The organism is Yunchengibacter salinarum, from assembly GCF_037658235.1.
Classification (GTDB): domain Bacteria; phylum Pseudomonadota; class Alphaproteobacteria; order Sphingomonadales; family Kordiimonadaceae; genus Yunchengibacter; species Yunchengibacter salinarum.
The window spans coordinates 24,312-42,076 of record NZ_JBBJLN010000012.1 but is presented as its reverse complement, the minus strand read 5'-3'; the positions used below and the strand labels follow the sequence as shown (position 1 = coordinate 42,076).

The 17,765-nt window shown below is 60.0% G+C and carries 10 protein-coding genes and 3 pseudogenes; 2 read left to right on the top strand and 11 right to left on the bottom strand.

The window, feature by feature from the left end:
* Window positions 1-75 precede the first annotated feature (75 nt).
* Together WGH93_RS12400 and WGH93_RS12395 are read right to left on the bottom strand one after the other, a co-directional pair.
* Window positions 76-1,053, bottom strand: a complete 978-nt coding sequence (locus WGH93_RS12400) for an AAA family ATPase (protein WP_374765209.1) — start codon at window positions 1,051-1,053, stop codon at window positions 76-78.
* Between the two features lie 225 nt (window positions 1,054-1,278).
* A pseudogene (locus WGH93_RS12395) lies at window positions 1,279-1,875 on the bottom strand (integrase core domain-containing protein); the annotation flags it as partial.
* A gap of 662 nt (window positions 1,876-2,537) precedes the next feature.
* On the opposite strand from WGH93_RS12395, the pseudogene WGH93_RS12390 reads away from it, so the two are divergent.
* Both WGH93_RS12390 and WGH93_RS12385 read left to right on the top strand, forming a co-directional pair.
* Window positions 2,538-2,930 (top strand): annotated as a pseudogene (locus WGH93_RS12390) (transposase domain-containing protein); the annotation flags it as partial.
* Window positions 2,931-3,007: 77 nt separating this feature from the next.
* Window positions 3,008-4,564 carry a DUF5677 domain-containing protein gene (locus WGH93_RS12385; protein ID WP_374765208.1) on the top strand — a complete coding sequence of 519 codons (1,557 nt, stop codon included), beginning with the start codon at window positions 3,008-3,010 and terminating at the stop codon, window positions 4,562-4,564.
* A gap of 369 nt (window positions 4,565-4,933) precedes the next feature.
* Here the strand turns inward: WGH93_RS12385 and WGH93_RS12380 are convergent.
* The 9 genes and pseudogenes from WGH93_RS12380 to WGH93_RS12340 form a co-directional block, all read right to left on the bottom strand.
* Window positions 4,934-5,143: pseudogene (locus tag WGH93_RS12380) on the bottom strand (transposase domain-containing protein); the annotation flags it as partial.
* Between the two features lie 186 nt (window positions 5,144-5,329).
* The gene (locus WGH93_RS12375; protein ID WP_374765210.1) at window positions 5,330-6,106 is read right to left on the bottom strand and encodes a tyrosine-type recombinase/integrase; all 777 of its coding nucleotides are present in this window, start codon (window positions 6,104-6,106) and stop codon (window positions 5,330-5,332) included.
* Window positions 6,052-6,489 carry an Arm DNA-binding domain-containing protein gene (locus tag WGH93_RS12370; protein ID WP_374765207.1) on the bottom strand — a complete coding sequence of 146 codons (438 nt, stop codon included), beginning with the start codon at window positions 6,487-6,489 and terminating at the stop codon, window positions 6,052-6,054. Before WGH93_RS12370 ends, WGH93_RS12375 begins: the two co-directional genes overlap by 55 nt.
* A 253-nt stretch (window positions 6,490-6,742) precedes the next feature.
* A complete protein-coding gene (locus WGH93_RS12365; protein ID WP_374765206.1) occupies window positions 6,743-8,098 on the bottom strand; it encodes a glycerate kinase type-2 family protein in 1,356 nt (451 codons plus the stop codon).
* 2 nt (window positions 8,099-8,100) lie between these two features.
* Window positions 8,101-9,783: a sugar phosphorylase gene (locus WGH93_RS12360; protein WP_374765205.1), complete on the bottom strand. Its 1,683-nt coding sequence runs from the start codon at window positions 9,781-9,783 to the stop codon at window positions 8,101-8,103.
* Between the two features lie 91 nt (window positions 9,784-9,874).
* Window positions 9,875-11,452 (bottom strand): sodium:solute symporter family transporter, encoded by a 1,578-nt coding sequence (locus WGH93_RS12355; protein ID WP_374765204.1) that lies wholly within the window; start codon window positions 11,450-11,452, stop codon window positions 9,875-9,877.
* The gene (locus WGH93_RS12350; protein ID WP_374765203.1) at window positions 11,449-13,314 is read right to left on the bottom strand and encodes an amylo-alpha-1,6-glucosidase; all 1,866 of its coding nucleotides are present in this window, start codon (window positions 13,312-13,314) and stop codon (window positions 11,449-11,451) included. Before WGH93_RS12350 ends, WGH93_RS12355 begins: the two co-directional genes overlap by 4 nt.
* Entirely contained in the window at window positions 13,311-14,654 is a 1,344-nt protein-coding gene (locus tag WGH93_RS12345; RefSeq protein WP_374765202.1) for an MGH1-like glycoside hydrolase domain-containing protein, read from the bottom strand. The genes WGH93_RS12350 and WGH93_RS12345 overlap by 4 nt, the downstream gene beginning before the upstream one ends.
* Window positions 14,655-14,915: 261 nt before the next feature.
* The gene (locus WGH93_RS12340; protein ID WP_374765201.1) at window positions 14,916-17,432 is read right to left on the bottom strand and encodes a TonB-dependent receptor; all 2,517 of its coding nucleotides are present in this window, start codon (window positions 17,430-17,432) and stop codon (window positions 14,916-14,918) included.
* Between the last annotated feature and the right edge of the window lie 333 nt (window positions 17,433-17,765).

Genomic DNA, 17,765 nt, shown 5'->3' with positions numbered 1-17,765 from the left:
TCTTTCGCCGTGAGCGGGAAGATAAATATGCGGCAATTGGCGCTGTTGGTCTTCAGCCATTCGCAGTGCCTCCGCTTAACACTCAGTAGAGGCCTTGCGCTCCGCTATCGCTCCCAATAGATCGTCACGCGTAACACGGGTGCGGTCATCGAGGATTGCCCGCTTTGCTGCTTCGTCCGCAGCTCTCGAAATTTCCGCCTGGCTTAGACCCGAGGCAGCTTCCACAGCTTGCTTCCAACGCATGCCCTTAGTGTCAAATCCGGAAAGGCGAGCCTTCAAAATACCTTCGACTACCGATGTACCAGGTAATTCGTAATAGACCACATCATCAAAGCGACGGAAGAGAGCCGGATCAAGAAGCTCAGGGTGATTGGTAGCAGCAATGATCAGGCTGTCGCTATCATCGTTCTCAAGAAATTGAAGGAATGAATTCAGCACACGTCGTATCTCTCCGACATCATTTCGTTCAGCCCGCCGCGAACCGATTGCATCAAACTCATCGAAAAAATACACGCCGCGTGTCTCAAGCATGGCATCAAAGACAAGCCGCAACTTGGTGGCGGTTTCCCCCATAAACCGCGTAATAAGGGAATCAAATACGACGGTAAAAAGCGGCAGAGTGAGTTCTCCTGCGAGAGCTGCAGCCGTCATCGTTTTGCCAGAGCCCGGAGAGCCAATAAGCAGTATCTTTCTTCTCGGATGAAGACCGTGCTTTATCAGCCGGTGGTGCTGGCGCTGTTCCGTGACTATTCGTTTTAGACGCTCTTCCAGTGCGGTTGGCAGCACCATGCTGGCTAGGCGCGTATCGGAATAGCTGGCGGAGATCAGAGCCGCGAGTTCGCCCTTTGGCTGGGCGAAGGGGACCGGCCTACTTGCTCGGCTTTCTTTCAGCGATCGAGCTTCATCGACGAGATCACGGAGCTGCTTGGCAAGGTTGCCATGCCCCTGACGTGCCTCATGCGCCGCGACCTGCATAGCCACCGATAAAAACTGCTCATTATCACCATCGATATGGCTTCGCAGCAGCGCTATGAGGTGCTTTGAGGCTGTCATGACTCCCTATCTTCTCCGCAGGAGGAGGCCTGGCCGACGATATGAAAATCTTATATCCAGTGGATTCGAGCGCTGCAATTGCCTACTTGTCCCCCTGCTTGGCAGCCACCGCTCTATCCTTTCAATCTACCAATCGGCTTCTTAAACTTCAATGAATGCCGCGCAGGCTGAGTGACCTAAGCCCGAACTTTCTACCAGTCAGGCGTAGAGTCCTTGGTTAAGGAATTACTCATTGTGGGCGCGGTTTGCAAGCATCATGGGGGCATGCCCCCATGATGCTTTTGTCTTTTTTGCCTCAACCGGGCTCTGGCCACCAAGCGCTGAGTGGGGCCGAACGTGGTTATAGTCATGCCGCCAGGCGTCCAGGACCGCGCGGGCCTCCCGGAGACTGCTGAACAGGGTCTCGTTCAAGCCTTCGTCACGCAGGCGCCCGTTAAAGCTCTCGACAAAGCCGTTCTGCATCGGCTTGCCCGGAGCAATATAGTGCCAGGCAACGCCACTATTTTGGCGCCAGCGCAGAATCGCGTTCGAGGTCATCTCTGTCCCGTTGTCGCTGACGATGGTGGCCGGCTTGCCGCGCTCAGCGATCAGCCGATCCAACTCCCGCGCCATCCTGACGCCGAACAGCGACGTATCCGCCACGAGCGCCAGGCACTCCCGGCTGTGGTCATCGACGATACACAGCATGCGGTACCGACGACCATCGGTGAAGCTGTCGCTGACAAAGTCCAATGACCAACGCTCATTGAGGCTGGACAGCACCGCAAGCGGCGCCCGTGTGCCAAGGGCCCGCTTGCGTCCGCCCCGCTGCCTGACCCGCAGACAAGGCCGCGGATGGGCGTACGCGCTGTCCCATTTATTGCGGACCGGAACAATAGCCCCCCTGCACGCTCGCCTGAAGGAAATTTCCAGCGCCGAGTGTTGTATAAGGTGGGAACACGGCGACCCTATTATTGAACGGGAGTTATCCACAAAGAAGAGTGCTGCGGAAAGTGACAGGCGCAATACCGGGTTGCCTGTGGAAAACTCGACCTGTGGAAAACCTGCAAAGAGCTGATTTTGGCTTCAAAATTCACGCCATAAAGCGACGAATGCCCGGCCAAATGGGGGTATGGAGACTCCAAACCGGGAATTTATGAGAAGCGCACCGCGTTGCCGCGATCAATTGCTTGAAGGCATCGCTAATTACACCAGAACACCATATGGTTGAATAACTGTCCAATGCTAAACTGATTTCACTAGGCGTATGATTTAAAACAGGAAAAGCCGCAGAATCCGAACGCGAATCCGAACGCAAGGCGCACGGTTTGCTAACCCGATATCGGGTTGAAGAGGCCGAAACGTAAGCGCTCGAACCGGAACAGGCCGACTTGCCGAATCCTCCCGACGACGAACCGGACAATGCTCCCGACAAAAAATGATGGGGCACGACTGCGCACCTTCCCGCGTCTATGGCGCCAATGAAGCCATGGGACCGAAATAAAAGGAGTCAATTTGTACTCGATGCCCTGGAGCAAGCCATTCATGACCGCAGGCCACGGCAAGGTAGCGGCCTGCTCCATCACAGCGACCGTGGCGGCCAATATGTCCCGATCAAATATACCGACCGCCTGGCAGACACCAGGATTGAGCCTTCTGCCCAGCGTTTGGACGACAGTTCTGACGACGCTCTGGCAAAGACAATCAACGGATCGCATAAAACCGAGGTGATCACTCGCGGGGGACCGCGGCGGTCTTTCGAGGCAGTTGACGCCACACTGGGATAGATCGGCTGGTTCAACAACCGCCGCCTGCTGGGACCGATCGGCAATATTCCGCCCGACGAGGCCGAAAGAAACTACTACGCCATGCTGGACGAACCAGCTATAGCCGCTTAACTTAAAATAACCCGCCTCCGGCAATCCCGGCGCGGTTCATTTGCCATGCCAATTTGAGTGGATAGTGGAAGGTAGAAATGGTACTTGAGGATCATATTAGGAAGAAAAGGCGGCTCATTCCACCTGTCCGCGCGGCGATGGGCGATAACTATTCGCCGTTCTCGTGGTCCCTCCAGGTCGTACCCGAATTATTCTGGATAACCTTGCTTATCAATGAGCTCGGTCCCGTGAGAGGCGTTGAGGTCGCACGGCAGTTCGGAGATGCTGCTGCGCAAGTCAGCAAGAAAGACCCCAAGCCATTCTTTGCCACCGTGACTTCGTTCTCTGAGTTATCAGAGGATGAGCAGCAAGATCTATTGGGCGTAATTGACGATGAGGCTCTAACGCAATTCCAGACAGTTCTAGGCAGACTGTCAGTTATCTGGCCTGAAAACCCGCTTTCCTTTACTCAGCTTCAATCCGATGACGCGCCGGAAGCAGTCATCGATTATTTGAGCCCCAGGCTTGAGGAAATGTACAACCGTCTCAGTCGCGAGGCAACTTTGGCAATCTCGACTGCCGTATATCTCGGCCTCGACCAAGATAAGGTTAAGGTAGTTAAGAAGGTTTTCGACAACCATTCGACCGCGTTCACTGATATTGAAGACTATCCCGCGACCGAAGCGTCAAGAAAAGCGGGCTCGTTCTTTCGGGCGATGGCTCCTATGCTTTTGCTTCAAAAGGAGGACGCTACTGACTTACCCGATTGGGTCGATTCCTTTTGGAATGGACTATCAGCGATAGGTGGATGTTCCGGCGGCTATCAAGGCATTCCCGAGCTTCCCGATGTCACTGAAGGTATCGAAGGATTCATTGCTGCGTTCACGCACTTCGTTCACGATGACTTTAGAGCTCGTGAAAACGCTTGGGAGCTTGATCTTGGCAAGCCTCAAGAAAGGCAAGTTATTCTCGCCCTCTTGGCACGGCAAGCTACCCACGCCATCGAGATAGTCTCCAATCCTGGCATCTGGAATCCGAACACTGCTCCAATAATGCTAAGGGCGATGGCGGATGTGCATATCACGCTCGTTTGGCTTCTACAGAATCCGAAGGAACGAGTCCCATTGTATGTTCAGGACGGGTTGGGCGCCATAAAATTAGAGATTGCCCACAGGAAGGAAGAGGTAAAGAAACGAGGCGGAGAGGCACCTGAGGGCCATGATCAAATTATTGAGCATTTTGAAAACTGGCTGGAATCCCAGCAACTGGAATTTCTTACCGAGGTCAATTTAGGAAGCTGGTCTGGTAAAAACACTCGAGTTATGGCGCAGGAAGCTGGCTGCCTTGATTTTTATAATTATGTATTTCAGCCGTTCAGTTCAGCAGTCCATTCATACTGGTCACATGTCGGCAGGCTCAATGTGGAGATGTGTCAAAACCCCACTCACAACTATCACTTTCTTCCTGTTATCTCTTCATTCGAGTCAGATACCCACTGGTGTCGCTTGGCTGGAAAATACTTCGCTAATTCCCTTAGCTTCTTTGACGAGTTTATTGGCAAGCCAGAATTGCCCGTCAGATCATATTGTGTCATCCATGATGCCCTGGAAGTACCTGATACCGAAAATGGGGATCAAGACTCTCGATCATCATAGCGTACTAGCGTTCTTATTAAGGCGCACCCGCTCGGGCCGGGCTGTCGTGAACCGAGCCTGCGCCGCTGGCTTGTCTCGGCCCTGCGGCTTCCATCCCTTGCGCATCTTCGGCCAGCCCTGACGGGCTGACGTTTCTTCTTTCCTGTTTGGGGCCTGCGGCCCCGTCCTCCGTCAAGACCAAGCCCTCCGCATGCGCTGCGGGCGCAGCCAGCGGTTTCCCCGTCCTTCCGCGCTTCGCTTGTGCAGGACGGGTGATCCCCCTCCGCTGTCTGCGGTCCTGACTGTCTCCCCCCGCTCATTGGCGCGGGCCATGACCCTGATCGAAACCGCCAAAATGAATGTAAGCGCCAGCTGGACCCCACGGGTTTTTCAGCTTGACGTCTGGAAGTTCCAGGGGAGGAGGTCGTCGATGCGGTTTTTGGGGTGCCCGCCTGCGATCGCTTCGAGCGTCGCCTTGAGGTAGGCGAAGGGCTCGACGTCGTTGACTTTGGCGGTCTCGATCAGGGACGCGATGCGGCCCCAGGTCTTGCCGCCCTCGCCCTCGTCGTGTCCCGCAAAGAGGGCGTTCTTGCGTAAGCCCCAGCTGGGCGCTACGGACCTTCAAATGAAATCAGGGGGTTCACCATATCTGTATGGATCAAATCCACCAAGGTGGTCGCAGGTGATATCAGCCCTTGAGCGCAATCAGGCGTTCCGCCCCATCACAAACGCGCAGGATATATCAGGTGAATCGGTCGGTTCGCTTACCCGCTGCTTACCCGGGCATTACAGAAGATGCTCCAGTTCCTCTGCTACGCTGGCGGTGGCCTGCTGAAGCGGGGCCTGGGCCAGGTGGGCATAGACAGCGGTGGAAGCGACCGACTTATGCCCCAGAAGTGCCCCCACCACAGGCAAGGATGCGCCCTTGGCAAGGCTGAGGCTGGCGAAGGTATGCCTGAGATCGTGAATGCGGACATCCTCCAGATCGCAGTCGCAGCGCACCTTGCGCCAGGCCTTTTGCAGATTGACGAAAGCGGCGCCCGGCTTGTCCCCGCAGATGACATACGGGTTGCCGTGAACCCGAGGCAGGCCCTCCAGCACGCGAACGGCCGCGCTGTTGAGAGGCAGCACCTTTGCGCCATAGGCACTGGTTTTATGTTCCTCAAGAAGGATGATCCGGCGGCTCAAATCTACCTGTCTCCATTCCAGCGTCCGGATTTCATTGCATCGTGCCCCCGTCGCTATCAGAAGCCGGAACGCCGCTACCGCATACAGCGAAACATCGCCCGAACGCTCGAACCGGCGCAACGTATCTGAAAGGCGCCTGAGTTCGTCCTCGTTCAAAAACCGCTGTCTCCGATACTCGCGGAACGGCTTTACCCAGCGCGCCGGGTTTTGCCCGCGCGGCAAGACACCCCACCCCTCCGCGCGGTTCAGCATGCTCCGCAGGATCGCAAGAGCACGATTGGCCAGATAGGGTGTGCTTTTCAGGGATTGATGGAAGCGATCTATGTCCCGCGTTCGCAGGGCTTCAATTCGGCGCTTACCCAGCTTGGGCGTGATCGTCTTGGCGATGATATCCCGATACGCATGAATAGTCTTCGGCTTGCAGCGCCTTCACAGTGTTGCTCCAGAAACCGTTCGCCCAACTCTTTGACAGTCATGGCATGGCGCGCCTCAAGTGTGTCCTGCCTGGGATCGCCGCCTTCATGCACATGCCCCAGTTCCTTGAAGGCCAGTTGTCGGGCCGCATCAAGCGTCAACGGACCATAGCGCCCAAGCGTCTTTCTTCGGCTGCGCCCTTCCGCATTTCGGTATTGAATAACGAAGGATTTCACGCCGGTCGGTTTAATCCGGATACCGAAGCCGGGCAGGCTTCCATCCCAAATCACCCGATCGGTTTTATGAGGGGTGGCTGCATCAATGGTCCGTTTCAGCAGTTTCATGGCCATTCCTGGGTAAGCAATAAGTAAGCAAAGGTAATGTTGTTATCGATATAACCCTCACCCATACGCTATCTCAGAGTCAAGCCAATGCGCTGTTTTAAAAGGAATATGATATTATATGAAGCAATCTGATACCATGCGATATCGAATAAGAATTTCTTTTGTAATCAGTAGGTCCGGGGTTCGAATCCTCGTGCCGGCACCAGTTAAATCAAGGGCTTAGCCGGATGGGGCTGGTGAGAGTGAGCCTGCGTTAGGGTGCGCCCACCAGAATGGCGCGGAAGTCGTTTACGTTGGTCAGGGTTGGGCCGGTGTGCAGGAGCGTACCGGCGGCGCGGAAGATGTCATGGGTGCGGTTTTGCTGTTGCGCGCGCATGGTATCCACCCCGGCGGCCCGCGCGCGGCCTAGTGTATCCGGCAGGACAAAGGCACCGGCATTGTCCTCGCTGCCATCGATGCCGTCCGTATCGGCGGCGAGCGCAATGATGCCGGGTGCACCATCAAGGCCATGCGCCAGTCCCGCCAGATATTCCAGATTGCGACCGCCGCAGCCATCGGCATTACGAACCGTAACCCCCGTCTCCCCGCCGGACAGGATCAGCACCGGCGGATCACCGGCACGCCTGCGTGCCGCATGATCCAGCGCCAGCCTTGCATGGGCCGCACCCAGATCCCGCGCCTCCCCCGTCAGCTTTGCGCCCAGATTGATGATGACCGGGGCCTTCGCCTTTCCCACAGCCTCGTCACCCCCCTGCTCTGCCACCGTGGCGGCGGCCACCAGGGCATCTTCGCCGGTGGCGATCAAATGGCAGATACCGGGCACATATTTGGGCGTTTCATTGCGCGGGTCGTTCAGCACCTGATCAATCAATGCGGGATCGATCAGGGCCGGGTCCGGGCTGCCGATTTTCTCCATGATCGCGCGGGCATCCGCCAATGTGGTCGGGTCCGCCAATGTGGGGCCGGATGCGACCATGGCCGGGTCGTCAGACGGAATATCGGAAATCACGAAGCTGTGGATATCCTGCGTGCCCGACGCTGCCGCCAATCGCCCGCCCTTGATCGCGGACAGGTGCTTGCGTACACAATTCATCGCCTCGATAGCCGCGCCGGAATGCAGCAGATGCCGCATCAGCACAGCCTTTTCATCCACACCGAGCCCCGCGCCCGGCAGAGACATCAGCGCGCTGCCACCGCCCGACGCCAGGAAAACCAACCGATCCGTCGGCTTCAAGGCAGCCGCCATATTCAGCGCTTCACGGGCGGCCTCGCCGCTCATGTCGTCAGGGACGGGGTGCGCGGCCTCCCGCACGATGATGCGATCGGGCAGCCCATCCCCCACATGCCCGTAGCGGGTGATGACCATGCCCCGCACCGCCCCCGGAAGATGCGTCTCGGCAATCGCCGCCATGGCCGCCGCAGCCTTGCCCGCCCCCAGCACCAGCGTTTCCCCTTCGGGTTCGCCGATCGGCAGATGAGGCGGCAGGCATCGCGCTGCCGATACCCGATCCACCGCCGCCGCGAAAAGTTGCAGCAAAAAAGCCGGTGCCGGGCCGGGCGCACCCACCGGCAAATCGTTCTGCCAGCGCGACATGAGTGACGACGACATGATCACGCCCCCTCCTCCAGCCACAGCAGACCATGGGGCGGCACGTCATACGGCCCGGCCTTGAACCTTTCCCCGCTTAGCAGGTCGTGACCGCCACGGGGCAATTCCATGGCAACACTGGAAGCGCTAACATTAGCGATACAACGCACCGGGCTGCCGCCGTCAGCCTGCCGAATGATGGTAAACAACCGTGGATCGGGCAAGGCAATGGTGAAACCGGCCTGCGGGTGAAAGGCCGGGTGCCCCCGCCGCGCCGCCACCAGCCGTCCAAGGCCGCTGTGGACCTTTGTGCGGAAATTGCGCCCGTCCGCCAGAGCGACCTCCAGCGCGTCGGCATCGATCTGGCTGCGGTTGATCGCCCGCCAGTGACCGCGCGCCTCCACCCGGTCAAGATCATTGCGGGTGCCGATGCAGCTATGCACATAAAGCGCGGGCACCCCCGGCATGGCCAGCATGATCGCCTGCGAAACCAGCATCCGCGCCAGGCGCACATCATCGGGCGCCTCCGGCGGCGTAAGAAGGTCAGGATACGTGCAGTTCAGCTCATAGGGGGCGGCTCCGCCATCGCCGGTGGCCCGCATGGACACATGGCCGCCCGCCCTGTGGGCCGCGTCGATCAGTAATTGGCGCTGATCGGTGGTCAGAATACCTTCCACCGGGCGCACGCCCACCCCGTCATGGCTGGCCGTGAAGTTGAAGAAACAGGTATCCGGCCCCGGAAGGGACAGCCCGGACGCCCAGTCCGCCAGAATGTCCGCATTGCCCGAAATCAGCGCATGGGCCACCAGCGGCGGCAAGGCGAAATTATAGACCATGTGGGCTTCGTCATCACCGGACCCGAAGTAAGAGATGTTTTCCCGGTGCGGCACATTGGTTTCGGTGATCAGCCGCACATCCGGGTGGGCTTCGGTCAGGGCCAGCCGCAGGGTCTTGATGATGCGGTGGGTCTCATCCAGATGAATGCAGCCGGTGCCCAGCCGTTTCCACAAAAAGGCAATGGCATCAAGGCGCAGAAAGCGCGCGCCCCGTGCCACATAATCCAGCAGCACATCCAGCACCGCCAGCAATACCGCCGGTTCGCCGTAATTCAGATCCACCTGATCCTGGCTGAAGGTGGCCCAGACATGCCGGGTCCGGCCCTTTTCATCCTGATAGGGCTGAATGGGTGATTGCGGGCGGGGCCGCACCACGGCGGACACATCCGTATCTGCCGGGACTTCCATGAACCACCCGTCATAGCGGGGATCATCCGCCAGAAAGCCCTGGAACCATTCGGATTCCTGCGAGATATGATTGATCACGCCATCGAACATCAGGTCCGCCTGCCCGGCCAGGCGGGCAATATCGCCCCAGTCGCCAAGCGCCGGATTGACCTGGCTGTAATCCACCACCGAAAACCCGTCATCGGACGTATAGGGATAAAATGGCAGAATATGAATGGCGCTCGCCAGATCGCGGAAATACCGCCCGTAAACGCTGGCAAGGGTGGCGAGCGGCGCTTCCCCGTCCCGCAGGAAAGTGCCGCCATAGGTAATCAGAACCACATCCTTTTCATCCAGCGGCTGCTTTGCTTCCCTTTGAAAGCGCGCCGCATGGGCGGCCAGGGCGGCCTTGATGGATTGGCCGGTGCGGGCCGCGCGATCCGGGCCGTAAAGCGGGGTCAACAATTCTGTATAGCTTGACATGAATGTCTCTCACTCCGTCATGCAGGGAATAAGGGGCGAATGGGGAAAAGCCGGGGATCAGCCTCTGATGGCGTCGAACGCGCACCCCGGATCATGGCCCCGCCCCCGCAAAGGCCAGGGTGATGCCGCTGACCGTGGCCAGGATGGCGGCAAAGGCGGCCAGCAGGATCGCCACATTGGCCCGGCCTTCCACCAGTGCGCCCACCGGCACCTGAAAGGCCGGAATGCGCCCGCGCACGGTTTCCGCAAGCAGGGAGACGGACAGGCTCGCCACCAGCCCGGTGGCATTCCACCAGAACCAGAACACCTCTGGCGCACCCAGCCACAGCGCCATATTCACCCCGACCCCGGCGAGCAGCCCCAGATTGGCCGCCATGGGCCGCACCCCGCGGGAGAGAAGCGCCAGAAGAAAGGTCGCCAGGATCGGCCCGTAAAACATGGAGCCGACCTTGTTGATGGCCTCGATCACCGTATCGGCGATATTGCCGGCATAGAGCGAAAACAGCAGGATGATGACCGACCAGCCCAGCGCCACAAGACGCGACAGCTTCACATAATGCTTTTCCTGCCGCTCGGCGCCGCCGCTGAACCGGCTTATGTCCTCCACCGTCACGGCGGTCAGGGAATTGATGACCGAACTGAGCGACGACATGGTGGCCGACAGGATCGCCACCACCAGCAGGCCCACAAGGCCCGCCGGCATGAAGGTCAGGATGAAACGCGGCAGCAAGGTATCCGGGTCGGCGGCGATCGCCTCCGCCGACAGATCGGGGGAGACATGTGCCAGCGTCCCCAGCACCAGCCCCAGAAAGCAGTACAGCAACACCATGGGGAAGCGCAGCAGGCCATTGGCGGTCAATACCCGGCGCAGTCGCCCTTCATCGGATGAGGACAGCAGACGCTGGGCCTGGGTCTGATCCGCGCCATAATAGGAAACATACAACACCAGCCCGCCGAACAGCATGGGCCAGAAGCCGAACTCCCCGCCGGTCAGGCCGCTGTCGCTGAAATCCACCGCCACGAGGCGGGCCACATCCACATTGGCAGCCAGGCCATCCATGCCGCCGAGCGCCGCCAGCCCGAAAACAATGCACAGCACCAGACCCAGAAAGATCAGGCCCATCTGGGCGGCATCGCCATACACCACGGCTTTCATCCCGCCCATCAGGGAATAGATAGCCGTCACCACTGCGGTCAGCAAAATGGCCATGGTCAGGCTGACCCCCACCATTTCCCGCAGGATCAGCGCCATGGCATAGACCGACACCCCGGTGCCGAAAGCCCGGCTGATCTGGAAAACGATGCTTATGAGAAAACGGGTGGACTGGTCGAACCGCGCTTCGAGATATTCATAAATGCTGACATATCCCGCCCGGTACAGCCCCGGCATCAGCACGGTCATCAGAAAGATCATCGCCAGCGGCACCGCCAGTTCATAGGACAGCCAGATCAGCCCGCCGCCCTCCCGGATGCCGACGAACGCCGGGGCGGAAATGAAGCTGATGGCGGAAAGCTGCGTCGCCATTGTGGACAGGGTCAGCGGGAACCAACCAAAGGTACGATCCCCCAGAAAATAATCCGCCCGGCTGGTCTGACGGCTGAACCAGGCCCCCATGCCCACCATGCCCAGCAAATAGGCGGCGATCACGATATAATCCAATGCGGTCATGATTGGCCTCCCCCCTTTGTTTCAATGTCTGCGCCTGCCCTTGTTTCGCCGTCCGGGGGCATGGCGATCCCGGCCTTTTCCAGCATCTGCCCCATCAGCAGGAAGGAACTTGCGGTCCAGGTGAAGCCACGGTCCCGCAGCTTTTCGCCGGTCAGGGCATCATGGCATTCGGCAAAGCCGTGAATGCGCCCCATGGCACAGAAACGCCGGGCGATTTCCAGCGCCCGCGCTGTCTCCCCCGCCCGCATCAGGCCGTCGATCACCAGATAGGTGGCCGGTGCCCAGATCGGCCCGCGCCAGTAGCCGTCCGGCTCATATAGCGGGCTGTCGGGATGCTCCGTGGCCAGCCCCCACGGCGTCGTCAGGCCGTCAATGCGTGCCACCAGCGCCGTTTTCATGGCCGGGCTCAGGCGCTCGCCCAGCAGGATCGGCATGGCGTGAATCAGGCCTTCTGTATCAACCGCCTGGTCGCCGTGCAGGGTGCGGGCAATGAATCCGTCGCCGGTCATCAGGCGGTCGGTCATGGCTGTCATCATCGCGTCTGCCTGCCACCGCCAGAAGCGCCCGCGCGTGCCCTGCCCCAGATGGGTGAACAGATCGGCCAGAACATCCATCTGCACCACCAGATAAGCGGCCAGGTCCGGCGTGATCGTCGGCAGCGACCGGTCGAATACCGTGGCATTGTCCCAGCCGCTGTCGAAGCCGTGCTGATAAAAGGGCAGGTCCTCGCCTTCCCGGCGGCGATGGGTAAGCCACCAGTCGGTCCAGCGCTCCAGCGACCGCGCCATTTCCAGCAGCCGCGCGCGCGGCACCGCGCTCATGCCGCCCATGGCCTCGACCATCTTCATCACCGCCCAGCCATGGATCGGCGGCTTGGTATAGTTGAACACCATATGGGTATCATTGAATGCATCCGGGTAGCAGCCATGCTCATCCTGCCGGTCGGCGAACATCAGCATCTGATCCCAGGCCAGCCTGGCATCGTTCCGCGCGGTGGCGATGGCATTGAAGCAGTGATCCCAGCTCCACAGCTTCACCATCCAGTTCATGGACATCATCATGGCCGGGCGGCTGACAAGGCCGTGCGGCGCCACCACCGCCGACCAGCGGATATAGGCGGACAGCGCGCGGGCATCGCCCAGCCCGTCGGGCACCTCCGGCTCCCGCGAGAGCCAGCGTGCAAAAGCATCCCGGCGGGCGGCGACCACCTGATCGAAAGCGGGCGGATCGGCGGGCTGTTCCGGCGGTGTGCTGGTGTAAAGATCGAACGACAGGTCCAGAACGCCGTCCGCGTCCGGCTCCAGGGTCAGGCGCACATCATGTTCCGTCGCGGTCAAAAGGTCGCGCCGGGCGGACCAGTGCATCCGCCCGCGATGCACGGTCACATTCAAACGGTGCAAGGCGTGCAGCATGTTGATGGTACAGTGCCGGGCGGGCGGGGTGGCATCGGTGGTGAAAATCTCGGCCCGTGTTTCGGGGTGCAGGGTCAGGCCGACCCCCTGCCCCGCCAGGCGCAGCCGCTCCGGCGTTTCGAAGCTGGCAGCCAGGAAATCCGACGCCCCTGCATCGTCGCCCCCGCTCGTGCCCCCGTTCGTGCCCCCGCCCGTATCTGTCCAGCACAGCATGGCCGGGCACATGGTCGGCAGACCCGCCACCGCGGCGCCGTTTCGCGTTGGGGTCAGGCGCAGAACGGACAATGTTTCATGCCGGTGCAGGCGCAGATACAGATGATCGAAATTGAACGGTTCCGACCGCTTGCGGATGGGCGACACGGACAGCCACGACCCATAGGTGCTGAAGGGCACATCACGTATATCGATGCGGGGGCCGTCAGGCGAAATCCGGGCGTGGCTCAGGGTCATGACCGACTCTCCTCAATTCTGCTCGCCCCGGCGCTGTCGGAAAGCCAGTGCAGCCACAGCGCGGCGGTCCAGCCGAAACAGTCGCCGCCCGTACCGCTTCCGTCCAGCGGGGAAAAGGCTTCCCAAAAGCCTGATCCGGCAATGAGCGCGCGGGTATCCGCGTGCAGGCGGGCGGCAAGCATCGGCTCATCATGGCGTGAAAGCCCGTCTGCCACCATCAGATTGACCACCGCCCAAACCGGGCCGCGCCAATACCGCAGCGGTTCAAAATCAATATCGTCAGGGTCCAGGCTGGGTAAAAGATACCGTGCCCGCGTCACCATGCGCTTCATGTGGCAAACAAGCGGGGCCACCCGTTCCGGCGGCAGATCAGCCCCGTAAAGCGGCAGGAAGGACGCGCTCGTCACCCGCCCGCTGCTTTGGCCGGTGCGCAGATCCCGCGCGCAATATGCCGCCACGTCTTCGTTCCACAGGCTTTCCAGCCCCCGATGCAGTGACGGCAGGTCGCCCCGCAGACGGCGGGCAATGTCCGGCATGTCCGCCGCATCGGCCAGCCGGGCCAGGTCCAGATGCGCGCGGGCAAGCATAGCCGTCAACCCCACATCGGCGACCCGGAACGGGCTGGTGCGGGCGATGGTGGGGGCATCCCACTGGCACGCCCTGCCATGCAGCAGCAAGGCCACATAACGGTCATAGTCGTGCTTGCCGGGGCGCATGGCGGCGTCCAGATGGGTGTCGTCATAACGCTCATAAGGTGGTAGCCCTTCCACCGGAACGGCGGCAAGCGGCTCATCCCAGTCCGGGCTGTTATCGCGGCCCGTCTCCCATGGATGGACGGTCAGGATCGCACCACTGGCCGCATCCTGGCGCACATCCAGAAACCAGTCATGCCAGGCGAGGGCCGGGGCGATCAGCGCCCTCAGGCGTGCCCGGATGGCCGGATCGTCGCCCTGTTGCCACAAGGCCAGCATTACGCTGGCGGCCACCGGCGGCTGGGTAATGCCGCTGGAAGGCGGATCATGCGGGCACTGCCACATATCGGCAGCCGGGAAATAGCCCCCTGCATCACCCAGAAACTGGATGTGCGGCACCATGCCGTCATCCCACTGACCCCTGAAAAGGGTTTCCAGTTCCGTCACGGCGCGGTCGATATCCATGTGCACCCAGCCAAGGGCGGAAAAAGCCGAATCCCAGTTCCACAGAAACGGATAGACCGTACCGCTGGGAACCGTGAATCCCCCCCGGTCATTGGTGTGAAGGACCGCGCGCGCTTCCCGGTCAAGGGCAGCGCTGTCCGCCTCGGATGGATCAGAGCGGGTGCATTGGTCACTGAAGGACATGAAATTGCGCCTTTAATACCGATTAGCGATCACCGCATGATTGTAAGAAAAGGCGGGTTTCAGGCACCGAAACCGGCAGGAAAAGGGCTTTCCGGGCGACTTGTTCGGGCAGCCCGCTGGCCGCCGCGCCGCGCATGAGCACCGACCCGCGCCCAAGACGGTCCATCAGCCTGAAATGATCCGGCGGGCGGCGGCAGAAAAACCGCCACCCGCCGAAAACGCGCCACCTCTTCCGATCAAAGCGGGAGGATCAACATTCGATCAGAAGTCAAAGGTCAGGTTGACGCTGATCCGCTGCGGCAGAACTGGCCGACCCACAAAGAAGTTGCCGCCGCCGGACTGATTGTTCGCCTGCCGGGGTGAGCCTTCCGTCAGCCCTTCGCTGTCGAACAGGTTGAACACGCCCACACCAAGGCGCGCCGTCTGCTCCCCGCCGATATCGAACCGGTACCCGGCATCCAGCCGCACAATGCTGTGAGAAGCCAGCTTCACCGTATTGCCGTCATTGGCGAAATTGCTGCCGATGAAGGTCTGGAAAACGGAGAAGTCGATACGCTGATCATCATAGAACAGACCGGCATTATAACTGAAGTCCGGCTGGCGGCGCATGTCATTGCCGATAAAGTCCGGGTTCAGGTCGTTCTGGGTCAGTTTATGATCCTGAAGGGTCAGGTTCCCCTCAAAGCGCAGGGCTTCGGTGATGAAAACGGCGGCCTGCGCCTCGATGCCGATGGTCTCGGTGGATTGCAGGCTCACTTCCTCAACGACGCCGCCCTGCCCATCGTTCACGAAGTCCACATTCGCCCGGTTGGACAGTTCGTTATAGAACCCGGACAGGGTCAGATCGAAGCGGGAATCCGCATATTTCACGCCTGCCTCGATCTGCTTTATGATCTCGGCCTCGAACCGGCCCGGCTCGTTGAACTCGTTGAACTGGACACTGCGAAGCTGCGGGAAGAAGAAGCCGCGTGACGCATTGGCATAGACATTGATATTGTCCGTCGCCCGGTACAGCACGCCCGCCGCTATAGCCCATTCCGTGTCGCTCACATCGCCCGTGGTGAAATCGCCGGTGCCGAAGCTGATGGCCCGCAGATCGGGCGCCAGCGCCGCATCACCGCCAATATCGACCGATCCCATGGCTTCCCGGCTGATGTCACCCTCGATCCGCTCCACGCGCACGCCCAGGTCGAACACCCAGCGGTCACTTTCCATCTGGTCGGCGAGATAAGCGGCATAGCGGGTGGCGATGTGATTATTATTGCCCACCTGCCCGTTGGCGTTCAGCAGGCCGTTCTGCGCGACAATGGTGGTGGAGCCGTCCGGGTTCTGAACGGTGAGGTCGACCAGGCGCGGCTCATCACGGAATTCACCCAGGAATGTGGTGATATAGTTGCGGTCTTCCGCCTCCGCGCGTGCGAAGAAGCTGCCCAGCGTGACCTGATGACCGAACCCGCCCGTGGCAAAGGACTTGACCAGGTTCAATTCCCCGGTGAAGTCGTTGGCATCGCGGCGACGGTCCAGAATGCGGTTTGCGAACAACAGGTCATCCGCCGCGAGGGCGCGCCCGGATTCCGCGAATGAGAAGCTGGCACTGGCAAGGTCGCCAAGGCCGCGCGTTGCAAGGAAGCCACCCTGGGTTTCCGGCGTGTTGACCAGGCCGTCACCATCGAGGAACAGGTTGAACTGATGGTCATAGCTGGCGTATTTGCCGCGTGCATTGACCTCCCAGCCGTCCGAAAGCTGCTTCTCGAAGGCAAAGGTGACGGAGCCGCCAACCGTCTCCACACCGTCCTCGATCGGGGTGTTGAAGCGCCCGTCCGGCGTGTCGAAGGACAGATTGCGCGCATCTTCCGTTTGCAGGGTGAAAATCTTTTCCCCGTCATTGCCAAGAGGGCGCTTGCGGCTATCCCCGTCCAGCGGGAACGGCAGGAAGAACTGCACGCTGTCATCAATCAACTGGCCGTAAATGGTGAAAGAACCGGACCCGTCGTCAAACTCCTTCTTGATATTGCCGCGCAGTTGATAGCCCTCGCTCGGCAGGCCGGTTTCCAGCGGGCCTTCGTCATAGCGATAAAAGCCGGATACCGCGTAAAACAGGTTGTCGTCGCTGGACAGCGGCCCGCTGGCGGCGAAGTCGCCCCGCAGGCGGCCCTGTTCCGCCAATTCCACCTTCATGGTGCCTTCGGATTCATCGCTGCCGGTCTTGCTGATATAGTTGATGATCCCGGCAACGGACCCGGCGCCGAACAGGTTGGATACGCCGCCGCGCACGAATTCCATCCGCTCGATGCCAAGGTCATTGCGCGCATATACATCAAAGGCGGAAGAGTTCAGCCCGAAGGTGGAAAACACGGGAACGCCATCATATTGCAGCGGCGTGAACTGAAACTGACCGCCGGACGGCAGGCCCCGCACGAACACGTTGGCGGCCACTTCACCGCCGCCGCCCTCGGCATTGATGCCGGGCACGGTTCGCAGCAGATCAGCCTGCGAACTGTAGGTCAGGCGCTGGATATCGTTCTCGGAAAACTGGGATGTGGCCATCGGCGTATCAAACCGGTTCCGCTGCGCGCTGGTACCGGTAATCACAATCTCGTCAAGGGCAAAGAGATCGGACACATCCTCCGGCTCCTCGTCCGTATCCGCATTGGACTGCGCCTGCGCCCCAAGACTGAGCGCCAGAACGCTCAAACCGCCAAGAAGCACACCACGCAGCCGCGCACCGGCACGGCGTTCAGCCGGAGTCCCGGCATCGTCATCATATGAGTTCATCATGACCTCCCCATTTTGCTTTCAGTGGACAGTTGCCAGCACGACACCGCCATCGAGCCCCTCGCTCGACCGACCGGGCACTGCCAGGTTCAAAGCTGGCACCATCCCTCCGATAGTGTCAGCCTCACCCTCAAGAAACCGATTACATATAATGGTTCATTATTGTCAAAGATATTTTTAATTTGATGTTTTTAATGGAGTTTTAAGATTATAAAATTTCTAATCGCTTACATTTCGGTATGACTCGATCACGCCCCCTGCCCATCCAGGGCATACCGCATGGCGTGCAAGAACATGATCCATGGTCGTACCATGGCTCTGCACACGCCCAATATC